Origin of the sequence: Listeria ivanovii subsp. ivanovii (assembly GCF_900187025.1) — a bacterium.
Lineage (GTDB): Bacteria > Bacillota > Bacilli > Lactobacillales > Listeriaceae > Listeria > Listeria ivanovii.
The window spans coordinates 2,371,354-2,388,887 of the sequence record NZ_LT906478.1 but is presented as its reverse complement, the minus strand read 5'-3'; the positions used below and the strand labels follow the sequence as shown (position 1 = coordinate 2,388,887).

13 protein-coding genes are annotated in these 17,534 nt (G+C 35.5%); 11 read left to right on the top strand and 2 right to left on the bottom strand.

The annotated features are described in order from the left end of the window. Positions 1–89 precede the first annotated feature (89 nt). The 3 genes from CKV67_RS11760 to CKV67_RS11750 all read left to right on the top strand — a co-directional run bounded on the left by CKV67_RS11760 (position 90) and on the right by CKV67_RS11750 (position 2,630). Positions 90–1,208, top strand: a complete 1,119-nt coding sequence (locus tag CKV67_RS11760; RefSeq protein WP_014093590.1) for a carbohydrate kinase — start codon at positions 90–92, stop codon at positions 1,206–1,208. After that, on the top strand, positions 1,205–2,116 hold the full coding sequence (locus tag CKV67_RS11755; RefSeq protein WP_014093589.1) for a pseudouridine-5'-phosphate glycosidase: 912 nt from the start codon (positions 1,205–1,207) through the stop codon (positions 2,114–2,116). Before CKV67_RS11760 ends, CKV67_RS11755 begins: the two co-directional genes overlap by 4 nt. Before the next feature lie 79 nt (positions 2,117–2,195). Beyond that, positions 2,196–2,630, top strand: a complete 435-nt coding sequence (locus CKV67_RS11750; RefSeq protein ID WP_025280067.1) for a 2-thiouracil desulfurase family protein — start codon at positions 2,196–2,198, stop codon at positions 2,628–2,630. Here CKV67_RS11750 and pepC read toward each other — a convergent pair. After that, on the bottom strand, positions 2,623–3,951 hold the full coding sequence (gene pepC / locus CKV67_RS11745; protein ID WP_014093587.1) for an aminopeptidase C: 1,329 nt from the start codon (positions 3,949–3,951) through the stop codon (positions 2,623–2,625). The genes CKV67_RS11750 and pepC overlap by 8 nt on opposite strands. 216 nt (positions 3,952–4,167) lie before the next feature. Here pepC and CKV67_RS11740 point away from each other — a divergent pair, with 216 nt between their 5' ends. The 4 genes from CKV67_RS11740 to CKV67_RS11725 all read left to right on the top strand — a co-directional run bounded on the left by CKV67_RS11740 (position 4,168) and on the right by CKV67_RS11725 (position 8,191). Continuing rightward, positions 4,168–4,920, top strand: coding sequence for a DeoR/GlpR family DNA-binding transcription regulator (locus CKV67_RS11740; protein WP_014093586.1), 753 nt, complete (start codon positions 4,168–4,170; stop codon positions 4,918–4,920). Then, a complete protein-coding gene (gene pfkB, locus CKV67_RS11735; RefSeq protein WP_014093585.1) occupies positions 4,917–5,840 on the top strand; it encodes a 1-phosphofructokinase in 924 nt (307 codons plus the stop codon). The genes CKV67_RS11740 and pfkB overlap by 4 nt, the downstream gene beginning before the upstream one ends. A gap of 1 nt (position 5,841) precedes the next feature. Then, positions 5,842–7,740 carry a PTS fructose transporter subunit IIABC gene (locus CKV67_RS11730; protein WP_014093584.1) on the top strand — a complete coding sequence of 633 codons (1,899 nt, stop codon included), beginning with the start codon at positions 5,842–5,844 and terminating at the stop codon, positions 7,738–7,740. A gap of 103 nt (positions 7,741–7,843) precedes the next feature. Then, a complete protein-coding gene (locus CKV67_RS11725; RefSeq protein WP_003749261.1) occupies positions 7,844–8,191 on the top strand; it encodes a helix-turn-helix domain-containing protein in 348 nt (115 codons plus the stop codon). A 46-nt stretch (positions 8,192–8,237) separates the two neighbouring features. On the opposite strand, the gene CKV67_RS11720 is transcribed toward CKV67_RS11725, so the two are convergent. Beyond that, positions 8,238–8,846: a competence protein ComK gene (locus tag CKV67_RS11720; RefSeq protein ID WP_014093583.1), complete on the bottom strand. Its 609-nt coding sequence runs from the start codon at positions 8,844–8,846 to the stop codon at positions 8,238–8,240. 129 nt (positions 8,847–8,975) lie between these two features. Between CKV67_RS11720 and CKV67_RS11715 the strand changes: the two genes are divergently transcribed. From CKV67_RS11715 to CKV67_RS11700, 4 genes are all read left to right on the top strand, one after another. Next, positions 8,976–9,329 (top strand): IDEAL domain-containing protein, encoded by a 354-nt coding sequence (locus tag CKV67_RS11715; RefSeq protein ID WP_095075145.1) that lies wholly within the window; start codon positions 8,976–8,978, stop codon positions 9,327–9,329. Between the two features lie 149 nt (positions 9,330–9,478). Then, entirely contained in the window at positions 9,479–12,952 is a 3,474-nt protein-coding gene (gene addB / locus CKV67_RS11710) for a helicase-exonuclease AddAB subunit AddB (protein WP_025280066.1), read from the top strand. 1 nt (position 12,953) lies between these two features. Next, on the top strand, positions 12,954–16,664 hold the full coding sequence (addA, locus tag CKV67_RS11705; RefSeq protein WP_025280065.1) for a helicase-exonuclease AddAB subunit AddA: 3,711 nt from the start codon (positions 12,954–12,956) through the stop codon (positions 16,662–16,664). Next, positions 16,665–17,513: a fumarylacetoacetate hydrolase family protein gene (locus CKV67_RS11700; RefSeq protein WP_025280064.1), complete on the top strand. Its 849-nt coding sequence runs from the start codon at positions 16,665–16,667 to the stop codon at positions 17,511–17,513. It begins immediately after the preceding gene. Positions 17,514–17,534 lie beyond the last annotated feature (21 nt).

The window sequence follows — 17,534 nt, the reverse complement described above, 5'->3', positions numbered from 1 at the left end:
TTTTTTATTTGCAAAAGAAAGCATTTACATATATAATAAACTTGTGTTTAAAAAATGAACAAAAGTTTGGGATGGAGGTGCATTATATCGTGGAGAATAATAAAGCGAAAATGAACGAAAAGGAAGAGATAATTTTCAATTCCATCCGTAAAAATCCTTACATTTCTCAACAAGAACTTGCTGATATTCTTGATTTATCAAGACCAACAGTAGCCAACCTTATTTCCGGTCTAATTAAAAAGGGTCGTATTTTAGGGAAAGCCTATATTTTAAATGAAGCGAAACAAATCGTTTGTATAGGCGGAGCGAATGTTGATCGGAAGTTTTATATTAAAGACAAAGCGCAACTTGCTACGTCTAACCCAGTCAGATCTACCCAAAGTGCCGGTGGAGTTGCCCGAAATGTTGGCGAAAATCTTGGACGCCTCGGAAAAGAAGTTATTTTACTGACTGCTTGTGGAACTGATTCAGATTGGGAAGCTGTTAAAAGTGCTAGTAATACATACATGAATCTAGATTATGTCACTGCATTTCCAAGTATTGCAACCGGTTCTTATACCGCAGTACTCGAAAATAATGGGGACTTACTCGTGGCTCTTGCTGACATGGAGGCATATGACCATCTGACGCCAGATGTATTAGCAAAAAATGAAGGCCTACTTAGTCAAGCAAGTGCAATAATCGCGGACTTGAACTGCCCCAAAGAAACGCTAGAATACTTGGGGAGTTTTGCAGAAATTAATTCTATTCCATTAGTTTTAGTCCCTGTATCCTCTCCTAAAATGTCTCATTTACCAGAGCGGCTTGATCATGTAACTTGGCTAATCTGTAACCGAGATGAATCGGAAACGCATCTAGAAATGACGATTGAGAGTGACGAAGATTGGCGTTTAGCTGCAGAAAAATGGCTCGAATTAGGTGTCGAAAATGTTATTGTAACTAATGGCAGCAAAGGAGCAGTCGCAGCGAATAAAGCAGAAGGTGTCATTTTTGAACCAGCAATAGTCATTGAAGACATTGTTGATGTTACTGGAGCAGGCGATGCATTTTGTTCAGCTGTCATTTATGCATGGCTAGAAAGAAAGTCTTTGCAAGATATTTTGAAAACCGGGAGTGTCAATGCTGCGCGAACACTTGAATCAGAGTATACTGTTCGCCAAAATTTATCCACATCCCAACTACAAAAAGATCTGGAGGAATTCAAATGAAAAATTATCTATCATTATCTGAAGAAGTAAAACAAGCAAAAGCAGAAGGAAAAGCAATTGTAGCATTAGAATCAACTATAATCTCTCACGGCATGCCTTACCCGCAAAATGTTGAAATGGCGCGTGATGTGGAACAAATTATTCGTGATAACGGCGCAGTTCCAGCAACAATCGCTTTAATTGATGGTAAAATAAAAATTGGTTTGTCTGATGAAGAGCTAGAATTATTTGGGAAAAGCACAAACGTAGCGAAAGTTTCTCGTCGTGATATTGGTTACCTTGTTGCAACAAAACAACTAGGAGCAACAACAGTAGCAGCAACAATGATTTGTGCAGAATTAGCAGAAATTGGTATTTTCGTAACTGGCGGAATTGGCGGAGTACACCGTGGCGCTGAAACGACAATGGATATTTCCGCTGACTTAGAAGAACTAGCAAAAACAAATGTAGCAGTTATTTGTGCCGGCGCTAAATCTATTCTTGATTTAAGCTTAACAATGGAATACTTAGAAACGAAAGGCGTTCCAGTAATCGGTTATCGAACAGACGTATTGCCTGCATTTTACACACGTTCAAGCGATGTGGAATTAACTTTACGCGCAGATTCACCAGAAATTATCGCAGCTTCACTTAAAGCGAAATGGGATCTTCAAATTGAAGGTGGAGCGGTGATCACGAATCCAATTCCAGAAGAATTTGCTATGGACGAAAAAGTAATCAATGATGTGATTCAAACGGCTTTAAAAGAAGCGGAAGAAAATCACATCCACGGGAAAGACGTAACACCATTCTTACTTGGGAAAGTAAAAGAATTAACAGACGGAAAAAGCCTAGAAGCTAATATCGAATTAGTAAAACACAATGCTTTAATTGGGGCTCAAATTGCCGTAGCTTATCAAAACAGTTAATTATTCGAAGGCTGTCACCACAAAATGGTGGCGGCTTTTTTATGTTAAAATGAATAAATATAATAGAGGAGGAATTGGAATGATTGCAGTAAGCGCATGTCTTGCCGGAATTGCATGCAGATACGATGGACAAGATAAAGAAATAAAGCAGTTGGTTGAAAGTGGAGAAGGAATTCCTTTTTGTCCAGAGGTTATTGGAGGACTTTCAACTCCAAGAAATCCTGCTGAAATAGTGGGTGGAGATGGTAGAGATGTCTGGTGCGGTCGTGCAAAAGTGATTGATAGCGAGGGGAATAATGTTACTGAAGAATACAAGCGAGGTGCTACACTCACCTTAACTAAAATGAAAGAACTTAAAATTACCAAAATAATCATGAAAGAAAACAGCCCATCTTGTGGTAGCTGTACTATTTACGACGGCACCTTCTCCGGAAAAACAAAAGATGGTACCGGCGTAGCAGCAGCTCTTTTTATAGCCAATGGAATCGAAGTTATTTCAGAATTTACTATTTAAAAGCAAGCGAGCCCATTGGATCCCAAGGTTTCAAGGTAATAGGTTCTTGTTTAAATGCATTTAGTAACTCATCAGATAGATATTTTTTCCGCACAACAACCTGGAACGTAAATTCATCCATCCACGCGTCACTGGCAACAAAATAACCTTTATTGCCAATAGCTTCTCCCCAACTGTTTTCTACTTTCCAACGGTTTACTTCTCCGTCCACAACATTTACTCCTGTTAGTACCATCGCATGTGTTAACATACTATGTTTGTAGTCTAGCCGTTCCGCTTTAGTCATGGTAGTTTTAAAGCCAAAAGCTTGATTCAACAAGAAAATGTTTGTATCCATAATGCCACTAGTGCGTTCTGAAAGTTGACCGACATCACAACCAAACCAAACAGTTTCGCCATTCTGTATTTGTTTTGCAGCAGCTTTTTTCAAAACATCCATTTCAACATTTAAGTATCTAATCGGGGCACCACCAACAATGTTGCCTAGATAATCCACCGTGAAAACTTGATTAAACGGTTTGTCTTTTGTTGGAGCATTAATAAGTGGAACATAATCTCTCAAGTCGATATCAATATACCGTTTGAAAAAATCTGTCGGTGAAATTTGTAACGCTTGTTTAAACTCATTATCTTTATTACGGTATTCAAAATCAAACGTTTTTGGCGGTTCACCAAGCGACATCACTAAAAGTTGATAAATTTCTGCAAGCATTTCCTCTTTTAATTGTGTGACAGAAACTTTATTCTTAACAGCTTTTCTTAGAATAACTGCATCTGTACGAAGACGTTCGTTTAATAAATGATTTAAATCAGCGGACTTACTACTTTGAAAAGTTTCTGGCATAGCTGATTTTGGAACAATCCCGTATTTTTCAATAATCGAAACTAACATATCCCACTGACCACCATCTTGTTGTGGAGTATCAAGCAACCATGAAACGAGACGACTATCTTCATCCTCCTGTGCGGTTTCAATGATATTCTCTAAAAAATAATTTGCCTTCTCCAACTTATCCCAAAAATTAGTATAATTCTGAGATAACTCAAAATCCTTCAAACCAAGTGTTCCGTTCAATTTATGACGGAATGTATTTAGTGCTGCAAACATCCAACACCGTCCACTTTGCTGTTGGTTAGAAACCTTATCTGTTGTCACTTCATGAGAAAAAATAGGTTGAACTTTCACTTTAGCTACAGGGTTTTCTGTGGCTGCTTTAATCCCATTTTTCATAATACTAGCTTGAATTACCATATTATCCGGATTTTCACGCCATTTTTTGGAAAAACTATTTAATTGATCGAATGTTAATTCTGTACTCATATTCTTTCCTCCTATATACAAATATATCTTCCAAATAAGTATACTCCTAAAAGTAATAACTGTATAAGAAAACAAATGGTTGCACTTTTATGACTGTTTATAAACGTATTTATGCTATAATATGAATGGATTTGGAAATGTGTGAATGATTTTGAATGTAAATGGTTGATTTTGAAAGAAAAAAATGATACACTAACTTTGGATGGAGGAACTAGTATGTTAAATGCAGAGCGAAAACAACTTATTATGGAACGAATTGAGCAATTTGGTGTCATTAAATTACAAGAGCTAGTAGAAGAATTAAATACATCTGAATCAACTATTCGTCGTGATTTAATCGAATTAGAAGAGCAAGGACTAATCGAACGTGTACACGGTGGGGCCAAGCTTATTACCTCACATAACCAAGAACCAAGTATGAATGAAAAATCATTCAAAAACATTCAAAGTAAGAAAGAAATTGCTGCATATTGTGCTAGTCTAGTAGAAGAAAATGATTGCATTTATTTAGATGCAGGATCAACTACATTAGAGTTAATTAAACATTTAGCAAATCGAAAAATTACTGTAGTCACCAATGGTTTAACACATATTGAAGAATTAGTTCATCAAAATATTGATGCTTATCTTTTAGGGGGCAAAATGAAAGTGCATACAAAAGCAATTATTGGTGCAGTTGCCTTAGATAACATTCAAAACTATCATTTTGATAAAGCATTTATTGGTACTAATGCCATGCATCCGGAACATGGCTATACTACACCTGATATGGAAGAAGCCTTTGTAAAACGTGCTGCAAAAGAACGAGCTAATCGAGTGTTTGTTGTAGCAGATCATACTAAGTTTGCAGAAGTTAAATTTTCTAAAATGTTCTCTTTAGAAGAAGCAACAATTGTGACAGACTATATTCCTTCAGAAGTAAAAGAATCCTTTATCCAAAAAACTAAAATAATCGAGGTAGAAAAATGATTTATACAATTACTTTAAACCCATCTATTGATTATATTGTACAAATCGACCAGCTAAATCTTGGTGAATTAAATCGCATGAAACAAGATTATAAATTACCTGGTGGCAAAGGCATCAATGTAAGTCGTGTTCTAAATCAATTAAATGTGCCAAATCTTGCTACAGGGTTTTTAGGTGGATTTACTGGTGGATTTATTAAAGATTGGCTTAAAAATGAAGGCGTGAAAACTGGTTTTGTTACAGTGCAAGATGATACTCGCATAAATATTAAGTTAAAGCATGGTGAAGAAACGGAAATCAATGGCTTGGGTCCAACAATTTCAGAAAAAGAAATTAATGAATTTTTTGCTGTAATGGATAAAGTAACTGCAAACGATGTTGTTATCTTATCAGGTAGCGTTCCACCTTCACTAGGAAATAATTTCTATAATAAAATAATCCGAATTTGTAAAAAAAAACAAGCTGAATTTATGATTGATACAACAGGACAAGAATTACTAAATGCACTCCCAAACATGCCTATCTTAATTAAACCTAACCATCATGAATTAGCCGAATTATTTGATGTTCAGTTGAATAGTGTAGAGGAACTTATCCCATACGGAAAAAAATGCTTGGAGTTAGGCGCACAACATGTCATTGTATCTATGGCTGGTGACGGAGCACTTTTCTTTACTGGCGAAGATGTCTATTTCGCAGAAGCTTTAAAAGGAGAACTCAAAAACTCAGTTGGAGCAGGTGACTCGATGATTGCTGGATTTATTGGGGCTTTTGATAAAACAAGAGATCCATTGAAAGCATTTGAGGCAGGCGTTGCAACTGGTGGAGCTACAGCATTCTCAACAGATTTAGCCCAAGCTGAATTAATCAATAAATTATTACCGCAAGTAAATATAACTAAAATAACAGGGAGGAACTAAAATGAGAATTACGGATTTACTTAATAAAGATGTTATGATTATGTCTTTAAAAGCAACGACAAAAGAAGCGGCAATTGATGAAATGATTGCTTCCTTAAAAACCAAAGGGAAAATTAATGATGCGGACCTCTTTAAAGAAGAAATCATGAAACGTGAAGCTCAAAGTTCTACCGGTGTTGGTGAAGGAATTGCAATGCCTCACGCAAAAACAAAAGCAGTTAATGAACCTACCGTGGTTTTTGCGAAAAGTGAAAATGGATTAGATTACAATTCTTTAGACGGTCAACCAGCACACCTTTTCTTCATGATTGCAGCAACAGATGGTGCAAATGCAACCCACTTAGAAACATTAGCGGCACTTTCTAGATTGCTAGTTCACCCAGCTTTTGTTCAAAGCTTAAAAGATGCTAAAACACCTGAAGAAGTAATTAATCTTTTCAATAAAGAACAAGAAGACACAGAAGAAACGATTGTTACTCCAACTTCAAGTGTAGATACTGGTAAATCAGTTGTGGCTGTTACTGCTTGTCCGACTGGGATTGCACATACGTATATGGCGGCAGAGAAATTACAAGAAACAGCTAACCAGTTAGGCGTGAAAATCAAGGTAGAAACAAATGGTTCAAGAGGTGTAGAGAACCGATTGACTGATAAAGAAATCGCTGAAGCAGATGGTGTTATTATCGCGGCAGATGTACAAGTTGATATGCCTCGCTTTGATGGAAAACATCTTATTGCTAAACCAGTCGCTGCAGGAATCCACAAACCAGAAGAGCTAATAAACGAGGCGATTTCAGGAAAAGCACCTGTTTATAAAGCAGAAGAAGGTAGTGAAGCAACTAGTAGTTCAGATGGTCTTTCAGCTGGACAACAAATTTATAAACATTTAATGAGCGGTGTTTCGCATATGCTTCCGTTTGTTATTGGAGGCGGTATTGCCATTGCGATTGCTTTCATGTTAGACCAATTAATCGGAGTACCACAAGATCAGCTTGCTAAATTAGGCTCGTATAATGAAATCCCAGCATTGTTAAAACAAATTGGTGATGTGGCATTCGGATTTATGCTTCCAGTGTTTGCAGGTTATATTGCCTATAGTATATCGGATAGACCAGGACTTGTAGCTGGGTTTGTAGCTGGTGGGGTTGCTTCTGTTGGTGGAGCAGGATTTCTTGGCGCATTAGTAGGAGGTTTCTTAGCAGGTTATGCCGTTGAATTAGTAAAGTTAGCACTGAAAAAATTACCGAAAACGTTAGATGGAATCAAAGTAGTACTATTTTATCCGGTTTTATCCGTACTAATAGTCGGGCTGTTAATGTTGCTATTGAATGTACCAATGAGTGCCCTAAATACTTGGTTAAATGATTTCTTAAATAGTTTAAGTGGTACAAATGCAGTTATTCTTGGATTGTTACTAGGTGCAATGATGGCGGCAGATTTAGGTGGCCCGATTAATAAGGCAGCTTATATCTTTGCCACAGGAACCTTAGCAGCAAGTGTGGCAACAGGTGGGAGTGCTATTATGGCAGCTACAATGGCAGCAGGAATGGTTCCGCCACTTGCAACATTTGTCGCAACACTTGTTTTTAAAAATAAATTTACAGCACAAGAACGTGATGCAGGATTGACAAATTCTATTCTAGGAGCGTCATTTATCACAGAAGGCGCAATTCCTTTTGCGGCAGCAGATCCACTCCGGATGATTCCAAGTTTTATCGCCGGCAGTGCAATCACAGGTGCAATCGTTATGTTCCTGAATATTAAAGTATTAGCACCTCATGGGGGGGTATTCGTTATCTTCTTAGTATCTCAACCATGGTTCTATATTATTGCTATTGTTATCGGAACATTAATCAGTGCAGCATTAATTGGCTTTTTGCGCAAGAACCCAACTGTATAAAATTCGGAAATCGTCTTTTGAAACAAAAAAGGCGATTTCTTTTTTGATTTCTCGAATTCTTACTGAAAAATTGCTATAATAGAAAAGAAGTGAGGTGGGCATATTGGAATTTGGAGAAAAGTTAATTCATTTACGAAAGAAAAATAGATTAACCCAAAAGCAATTGGCAGCAAAAATTGGTACAACTGCATCAACCATTAGTAAATATGAAAACGATAACCACCGGCCGCCAATCTTTATTTTGGCTAAACTAGCAGAAATTCTTGGAACAACAACAGATTTCCTATTAGATGATGTAGCAGGGTTACGAGAAAAAAATTCAGTAAATGCCTTTCCTTTAATTGGTAATCCAGAACTAGAGAAATGGTATTTAGAATTACCATATACATATTCAGAAGAAGAATTATTAATGTTAAAACGAATTGCAGACGCGATTGAGAATAAAAAATAATTGAGGAAACCAGCTATACAAATCAACTTGTATAGCTGGTCTTTCTTTAACTTTTGGACTTGTCTGAATTAGTTGGATCATCATTTTCCAAAATCATTGTATTATAATAACGTCTTGTTTCAGCCGCAAGTGTGGCTGGTGGGAAAAACATATTCATTGAAGGGAAATTACTCTCCATCATACGCATTTTTTGAGAAAATTTCATATGTAGCATGGAAGTTCTAGCAATTTGATTATTAAAAGAGGCTAAAGACATATCAATTTCAAAAGTTTGTTGATTAGAAAATCTGATTAAAGTGTGATTATATCCCACTGTTTGGTATTCTTTAATGTGCTGCGGGAAAATCCAAATGCACTCTGATGTACTAGGTGCTGCAGTTGGAAATGCATAAGTGGACGTGACTGGATCGATAATGATAGGTGGCTTATGGGTAACGCCAATCAGATGCTTAGTGCCCTCCTTACGTCCATCATAGCTCGAACCGAAAAAATTACAGCTGGTTTTAATTAACTCAAAAGGGGTAAATTTAGAAGTATACTGAGAATCAACTTCATAAATTTCTGAATAGACTATACTTCCTGACTTTTTCGGGAAAATAATCATCGTGTGCGGGTTTACTTCATAAAACTGAGTACTAATTGGTTCTTTTTTCATTTCATTCAACTCTCCTATGTTTGTATTTATGTCTAAGAAGTGACCTAAAATCATCGCCCAAATCAATAATTTCAAGTGACAACTAAGCACCAAAGTAAGTTACGAGTCTATTTTTTGTCATTATAGCACATGGGAATTTACAAGTCATTAGATTTTCGTAAAGTTGTATTTTCTAACTGTTTTCTGTTTTTTCTTAGGATATTACAGTTTTTAATTGTAATAAATACGAGTGAAGGAGTGGTAGTCGTGGAAATGCGTGATTTTTCTAATTCATTGATGAATCAGGTGGGCGTCCTTAAAGGAGAAAAAGAATTAACAAATGTTTTTATCGAATACTTCCTGACGATGCTCCTAGAAGAGAGAAAATTAGAACAACTTAGAGCTGAAATTGATGAGGCTCTCGATAATAGGGACAAAGCGAAATTCATCCAACTAACAGAAAAAATGAATAAAATCCAACAGGAAATGCTGGCTTTTGAGTAGAATATATGAAAAACTAAGATAGTAAGAGCTATCTTAGTTTTTTTGGGCTGTTTTATAAATTTTAAAGGGAAAAATCCTTCGAAAAAAGTTCTGGACAGATAGCATAAATATGGTAAACTAAATAAAAACATACGTTCGGTGGTGAGGATATGACACTTCAAATAATTGCTGGAAGGTCAGGAACAGGCAAAACAACACATCTAATGAATGAAGTAGGGGCAAAAATTAAACAAAATTCAAAAACGTATATCTTTATTGTTCCAGATCAAATGACTTTTCAAATGGAAACTCATTTTTTGAAAAAGGGAAAACTTGCAGGGATGATGGGAACACAAATTTTTAGTTTTAGTAGGCTTGCCTGGAAGATACTTCAGGAAACGGGCGGATTATCTAAAACATTCCTAAGTAAAACAGGCATTGAAATGGTTATCCGAAAGGCAGCTTTAGACAAAAAAGAAGAATTGAAAGTTTTTTCCAGAGCTACTTCTAGAAAAGGCTTTTATACAGAGCTTGCCAATTTATTTAAAGAAATGAAACAAGAAGAGATTTCAATTAATGATTTAGAGGAAAGCGCCAGAACGTTACCGACAAGCGTAACTAATAAAGTGCATGATATTTCATTGATTTATCAAAAATATGAAGAGTTGTTGACGGGTAAATTTCTTGAAAATGAGGATTATTTAAGGCTTTTAGCTGAAAAAATTACTGAGAGTGATTATCTAAATGACACAGAAATAATTATTGATGGATTTAATTCTTTTTCTAAGCAAGAATTAACTGTGATAGAAAGATTAATGCAAAAATGCGATAAAGTGACTGTTTCACTTACATTGAATGTCCCTAACATTCGAGAAGGATTAGAAGAATATAGCATGTTTAAAGCGAGCACAGAAACATATCTTGCTTTATTAGAAATAGCTAAATTAAATAATATTGATGTAGGAGAAGATAAGTTACTAACTGAAAATAAACGAGCGAAAACAGTATCGTTAGAGTTTTTAACTAATACTTGGGGACAAAATAAATTCGCAGCTTTTGAAGGGGAAGCAACGAATTTAAGCATTCATCAAGCTAATAATAGACGTGCTGAAATAGAAGGGATTGCCCGCGAAATTCGAAAGCTTACTTTAAATGGTTATAGCTATAAAGATATTGCTATTTTAACAAGAAATCTAGGGGACTATGATGTCTTAGTTGAAACAGTAATGGAAGCCTATGATATTCCTATATTTATAGATAAGAAGCGAGCGATGGCTAAACATCCATTTATTGAGTTTATCCGCTCAAGCTTAGATGCAATTCAATTTAATTGGAAATATGAACCAATTTTTCAAGCTGTTAAAACAGAGTTCTTTTTTGATATTACGGAAGAGGCAGCAGATATGCGCCGTAAATCAGATATTCTGGAAAACTATGTACTTGAAAATGGAATTCAAAATAAATGGAAGTGGGAGAAAGAAGGTGACTGGATTTATCGGAAAATCCGAGGCCTCTCTACCAATGTTTTACCTCAAACAGATGAAGAGTTAAGTACACAAAACATTATTAATGAAATGCGGAATCGTATTGTAATACCACTTTCAACATTAGAAATGAATTTAACTAGAGCAAGTACAGGACAAGAATTTGCGCTAGCCTTATACCATTATATTGAGCAAGTCCAAGCAGTGGAGCATTTAGAATCTTGGAGAAGGGTAGCGGAAGACAATGGCTATCTGGAACTAGCACGTGAACATGAGCAAGCTTGGAATTCTATTTCAGCACTTTTGGATGAATTTGTTGAAGTTTTGGGAGAAGAATCGCTAGACTTAACTAGCTTTATAGAAATAGTTATGACTGGCCTGGATGCACTAGAGTTTTCTCTATTACCACCAGCATTAGATCAAGTCGTTTTATCCGATATGGAAAATGCCAAGTTATTAAATATGAAAGTTATTTTTGCGATTGGAATGAATGATGGCGTGATGCCACTGCGTCAAAAAGACAAAGGAATCTTATCAGATCAAGACCGGGACTTTTTACGGGAACAAAATAGTAATTTAAAAGCATCCGCTAAAAATAATATTGGGGAAGAAGATCTATTAGCTTATAAAATAGTTAGTTTGCCAAGTGATAAGCTGTTTCTTAGCTATCCAGCTGCAGATGAGGAAGGAAAAGTATTAACCGAATCAAACTACCTTCGCAAAATAAAAGGACAATTTAAAAACTTGAGTGAAGCAGTTTATTTAACAGACCCAAGTTTATTAAATGATGAAGAACAAAGTAGCTATATTCGCTCGAAACAGGCTGTATTAGGGTTACTCACGAGCCAATTACAGATGTATAAACGTGGTTATCCTGTATCAAATGTGTGGTGGGATGCATATAATAGTTACTTTGATGATAAGAAAGAATCTAAAACGGCGAAACAAGTATTATCTAGCCTATATTATGAAAATAAAACAGCGCCTTTACAAGAAGCAACAGCGAAAGGCTTATTTGGTGAAAATATCCATGCAAGTGTTTCTAGAATGGAGAAGTTTTTCAGTTGTGAATTCCAGCACTTTGCTCAATATGGTTTGAAATTAGAAGAAAGAGCACATTTCCAACTCCAAGCAGTAGATATGGGAGAAATCTTTCATGCGGCGATGGAATGGATTTCAGCAGAGTTGAAACGCAATAATATGGACTGGGGAAGCTTAAATGTAGAAGAATGTAAGCACTTAGCAAAGATTGCAATGACATTTCTAGCACCTAAAATCCAACATGAAATTTTACTAAGCTCTAAGCGAATGGAATATATTCAATATAAATTACTCCAAATAATTACAAGAGCGACAACGGTTTTAAATGAACAAGCAAAAAGTAGTGCCTTTAGACCAGTAGGATTAGAAGTGGATTTTGGGTTAAAAGGTGATATTCCACCATTGAAAATACCATTACAATCAAATAGTGAGTTACTTTTACAAGGAAGAATTGATAGAATTGATGTTGCAGAGCAGGATAATCGCACTTTCCTACGTATTATTGATTACAAATCTAGCTCACATGATTTGGCGCTTACAGAGGTTTATTATGGACTAGCGCTTCAGATGTTAACATATTTAGATATTGTTGTAATGAACGCGCAGAAAATGCTTGGGAAAGACGCGGAACCAGCAGGAGTACTTTATTTCCATATGCATAACCAGTTTGTTCAATCTGATAAAGAATTAACGGAGGATCAGCTTGCTAAAGAAGTACAGAAAAGTTCTAAAATGAAAGGATTGATTCTTTCTGACCCAGTTGCTGTTTCCTTAATGGATACAACACTTGAAAAAGGAAAATCATCGACTATCATCCCAGCTGAAATCAAGCAAAATGGAGAACTCAGTGCTAGATCAAGAACGGCGACAAGAAACGAGTTTGACAAAATGCGTCAATTTGTACGTAATAAATATCAAGAAGCTGGAAATAAAATTCTCGATGGTGCAGTTTCGATAAATCCGTACAAATTAAAAGAAAGAACTCCATGTCAATTTTGTGGATTTCGTTCATTTTGTAGTTTTGATCCATCATTGACGAGTAATCAATATAGACATTTAACAAATGAAAAAACAGAAACGATATTAACAAAAATGGATATAGAAGGAGGAACGCAGTAGCATGAGTCTAAATATACCTGATAAACCCAGTAGCTCAACATGGACTGATGACCAGTGGAAAGCCATTCAAGCAGATGGAAAAAACATTCTAGTAGCTGCTGCTGCGGGTTCTGGGAAAACAGCCGTTCTTGTTACTAGGATTATTGAAAAATTGATTGATGAAACAGCTAAATGGAATGTAGATGAATTACTAATAGTTACATTTACAAATGCATCAGCAGCAGAGATGAAATTTAGAATCGGCAAAGCTTTAGAGGAGGCTCTTGCGCAAAATCCGGATTCTGCGCATTTGAAAAAACAAGTGGCATTACTAAATTATGCTTCTATTTCAACACTGCATTCATTTTGTTTAGAAATTATTCGGAAACATTATTTTGAAGCAGACATTGATCCTAACTTCCGTTTAATTGAGCCAATTGAAAGTAGTATGATTAGAGATGAAGTACTAGAAGACTTGTTAGAAGAAGCATATGGTATTAAAGATAATGATCCGTTCTTTCATTTAGTAGATTCATTTACAGGGGATAGAACAGATACTGAACTACACTTGCTCATATCAAAGCTATATGATTTTTCAAGAGCTAATCCTGAGCCAGACATTTGGTTAGAAAAAATAGTGGATTTATATGAAACAAATAATATTACATCTATCACCGAATTACCTTATTTTCCGATTATTAAAGAAGATATTGAGCTTCGAATTAACCAAGCTAAAAATGATTTGTTGACTGCTATAGAATATGCAAGTGACACAGGTGGACCGGAACCATACCTTGGTACATTAGAAGGAGATTTGGCTCAAATCAATATGCTATCCCAAGTGAACTGGGATAGTTGGGAAGATGTGAAAATAAGTATCAAAAGTGTTGATTTTAAGCGGATACCCACGCTCAAAAATAAAAGTGATTATGATGAGGAGTATGTCGAACAGACGAAAAAGTTTCGAGACGCAGCAAAAAAAGAAATCAAAAATATTTTAATAGACTGGTTTTCCAGAAATGAAGTTAATTATTTAGCAGATTTAGAAAAAATGAAACCAGATATTAAAGCTTTAAGTGAATTGGTGAAAAAATTTGCACAAAACTTTTTTAAGGAAAAACAGAAACGAGGAGTCTTAGATTTTAATGATTTAGAACACTTAGCGTTAAAAATATTACTAAAAGATGGCACCCCGTCTGAAGTTGCAAAGAGTTATCAGAAGCAATTTAAAGAAGTGTTAATTGATGAATATCAAGATACAAACATGGTACAAGAGACAATCTTAATGCTAGTAACTACAGTGAATGAAACAAAAGGAAACTTATTTATGGTTGGTGATGTAAAGCAGTCTATTTATCGTTTCCGTTTAGCTGAACCCACTTTATTTATGACGAAATATCAAGCATATCAACAAGACGGAACAGGTGGCGGCATACGGATAGACTTGTCACGTAATTTCAGAAGTAGAAAAGAAGTCCTAGATGTTACAAATTTTATTTTTCATCAATTAATGGACAACAAAGTGGCAGAAATCGACTATGATAATGCGGCTGAATTAACATTAGGTTCTCATTTTCCTGAGTCAAAAAATATGGCAACAGAACTTTTATTAATTGACATGAAAACAGAAGAAAAGGAAACAGAAGATGATGATTTATCTCCACAAGAACTTCAAAAAAATCAAGTAGAAGCCAGAGCTATTGCGTTGAAAGTTAGGGAAATGATTGATAATAAGTTTCCAATCTATGATAAAAAAATGCAACAGAATAGACCAATAGAGTACCGAGATATTGTCATTTTAGCACGGGCAATGACTAGCGCACCTGATATTGAAGAGGCAATGAAGCTTCAAGATATCCCGTTTTATGCCAATAATAATTCTGGTTATTTTGAAACAACTGAAGTGGCTACAATGATTGCTCTTTTGAAAGTAATTGATAATCCATATCAAGATATTCCATTAGCTGCTGTTTTAAGGTCTCCAATTATTGGCTTAACAGAAGAAGAATTAGGAGAAATTCGTATGGCGAAGAAAAAAGGCTATTTCTTTGATGCGTTGCTAACCTTTAAAGACAGTGTTATTTCGGAAGCAGCAGATAAAATTAGTGAGTTTATAAAACAATTAAACAATTGGCGTGAGCTGTCCATTCGGGAGAACTTAACTTCATTAATTTGGCAAATCTATCAAGAAACCAACTTTTATGAATTTATCGGTGGTTTGCCAGGTGGGAAACAGCGTCAAGCAAACTTGAGAGCCTTATACGACAGAGCTAATCAGTATGAAAAAACTTCTTTCAGGGGACTATTTCGATTTGTCCGATTCGTTGAGCGTTTAGAAGTTCGTGGGGATGATCTTGGAACAGCTAAAACGCTAGGTGAAAAAGAAGATGTTGTTCGTATGATGACTATCCACGCGAGTAAAGGACTAGAATTTCCGGTGGTAATAGTATCCGGGCTAAGTAAAAAATTTAATATGCGTGATATTTATAGTAAAACATTATTAGACAAAGACTATGGTTTTGCATCTGCTTACAGAGATATAGAAAAAATGATTGTATACCCAACTATTATGCAACAGGCAATGAAGCAAAAGAAAATGCGCGAAATGATAGCTGAAGAAATGCGTGTCCTCTATGTAGCGCTCACTCGGGCAGAAGAAAAATTAATTTTAACTGCTACTGTTCCTGATTTTGAAAAGACAAGTAAACAATGGCTACAAGTTGCAAAAGAAAAAGAAACCATTTTACCGGCAGCAATAAGAGCGAAGGCAAAGTGTTATTTGGATTGGATTGGACATGCGCTAATTCGTCATATTAGTTTTAAAGAATTACTTTGTGAAGAGGTCATTCAACCACTTCCAACTGATATGTTGCTCCAAATAGAAATTAAAACAAAAGAAATGTTTTGGTCAAGTGAAGTAACAGAAAGTAAACAAGACAATTTGTTGGCAAAGGTAAGAGCTCATCAACCAGTGCCTGTTCAAAGCGCATATAAGGATGAAATTGAGCGATTTATGAACTACCAGTATAAAGATGAAGCAGCAACTGAAATTCGCGCTAAACAGTCTGTAACGGAATTAAAACGACAATTTACCTTGCAGGATAGTTGGAGTGACACGACGCTATTAAAAGAATTTCAAAAAGTATCACTGGATAGACCCAAATTCTTGCAACAAAACAAATTATCTGCAACAGAAATAGGTACAGCCATGCATACACTAATGCAGGCGGTTTCTCTGGAAAATAAACCTAGTATAAACGAAGTGAGGCAACTTTTACAAAAGATGAGAGAAAAAGACATTTTGACAGAAGCGCAAGTCAAGGCTATTAATATAGAGCAAATTCTTGGTTTCTTTGAATCAGAACTAGGCGAAAAAGTACTTCTGGAAAAAGATCATGTGAAGCGTGAAGTACCATTTAGTTATTTGCTTCCTGTAGCTAAACTTTACAAACAGGCGAATATAGATGAACATGTACTCATTCAAGGGGTTGTCGATAGTATGATTGATCAAGAAGATTCCATCATTTTAATCGATTATAAAACGGATAAAATAACTGGAAGGTATGCTGACTGGGACGCAGCAGAAAAAGTAATGAAAGATCGCTATCAAATACAAATCAAGCTTTACGCGGAAGCAATTCAGGCAATAAGTGGAAAACGAGTATCCGAAGCATACTTATACTTTTTTGATGGACAGCATATGTGCCGAATAAACACAGAGGAAGGTTTTTAAATGAAATGGATAAGCTATCTTTATAAAGGGCAATCAAATTATGGCGTTTTAACAGATGAAAATGAAATCATTCCAGCGCAATCTTTTTGGATGAATCCACCCAAAACATTACTTGATTATATAAAAGAAAGACCAATTATTCGGGATATGAATGCTGTTAAAGAAAGGATTGCGATAGAAGAAGTAGAAGTTCAAATTCCTTTATTACCACCAAATAACATTATGGCAATTGGTAAAAATTATTATAAGCATGTACTAGAAATGGGAACAAAAGAGGATGTTCCTGCTGACATATTAGTTTTTACAAAAAGTGCTAATAGTTTGTTGCCTCATAATGGAGAGATTGAATTGCATCAAAATATAACACACCAACTTGATTATGAAGGAGAACTAGCAGTAATTATTGGCAAAGAAATTAGAGATATACCAGAAGATGAAGCTTTATCTGCTATCTTTGGTTTTACAATTATTAATGACATTACTGCTAGGGATATTCAGAAAAAGCATAAGCAGTTTTATCTTGGAAAAAGCTTAGACGCGAGTTGTCCTATAGGTCCTTGTGTATTAACATATGATAGCAAAGAAGAGACAACTTTTCATATTGAAACAAAAGTAAATGGTGAATTAAGACAATCAGATTCCACAGAAAAATTTATTTTTAATTTAACGGAAATTATTTCTAGTTTATCAAAAGGGCATACGCTGGTTCCAGGTGATATAATTGCAACTGGAACGCCAAGTGGTGTTGGTAGTGGAATGAATCCTCCAACTTTTTTACAAGAAGGAGATCTGGTTGAAATTACCATTGATCGCATTGGTACATTGCGAAATAAAGTAAGGAAGTCTTAATGGAGAAAGAAGGAAGAAGAA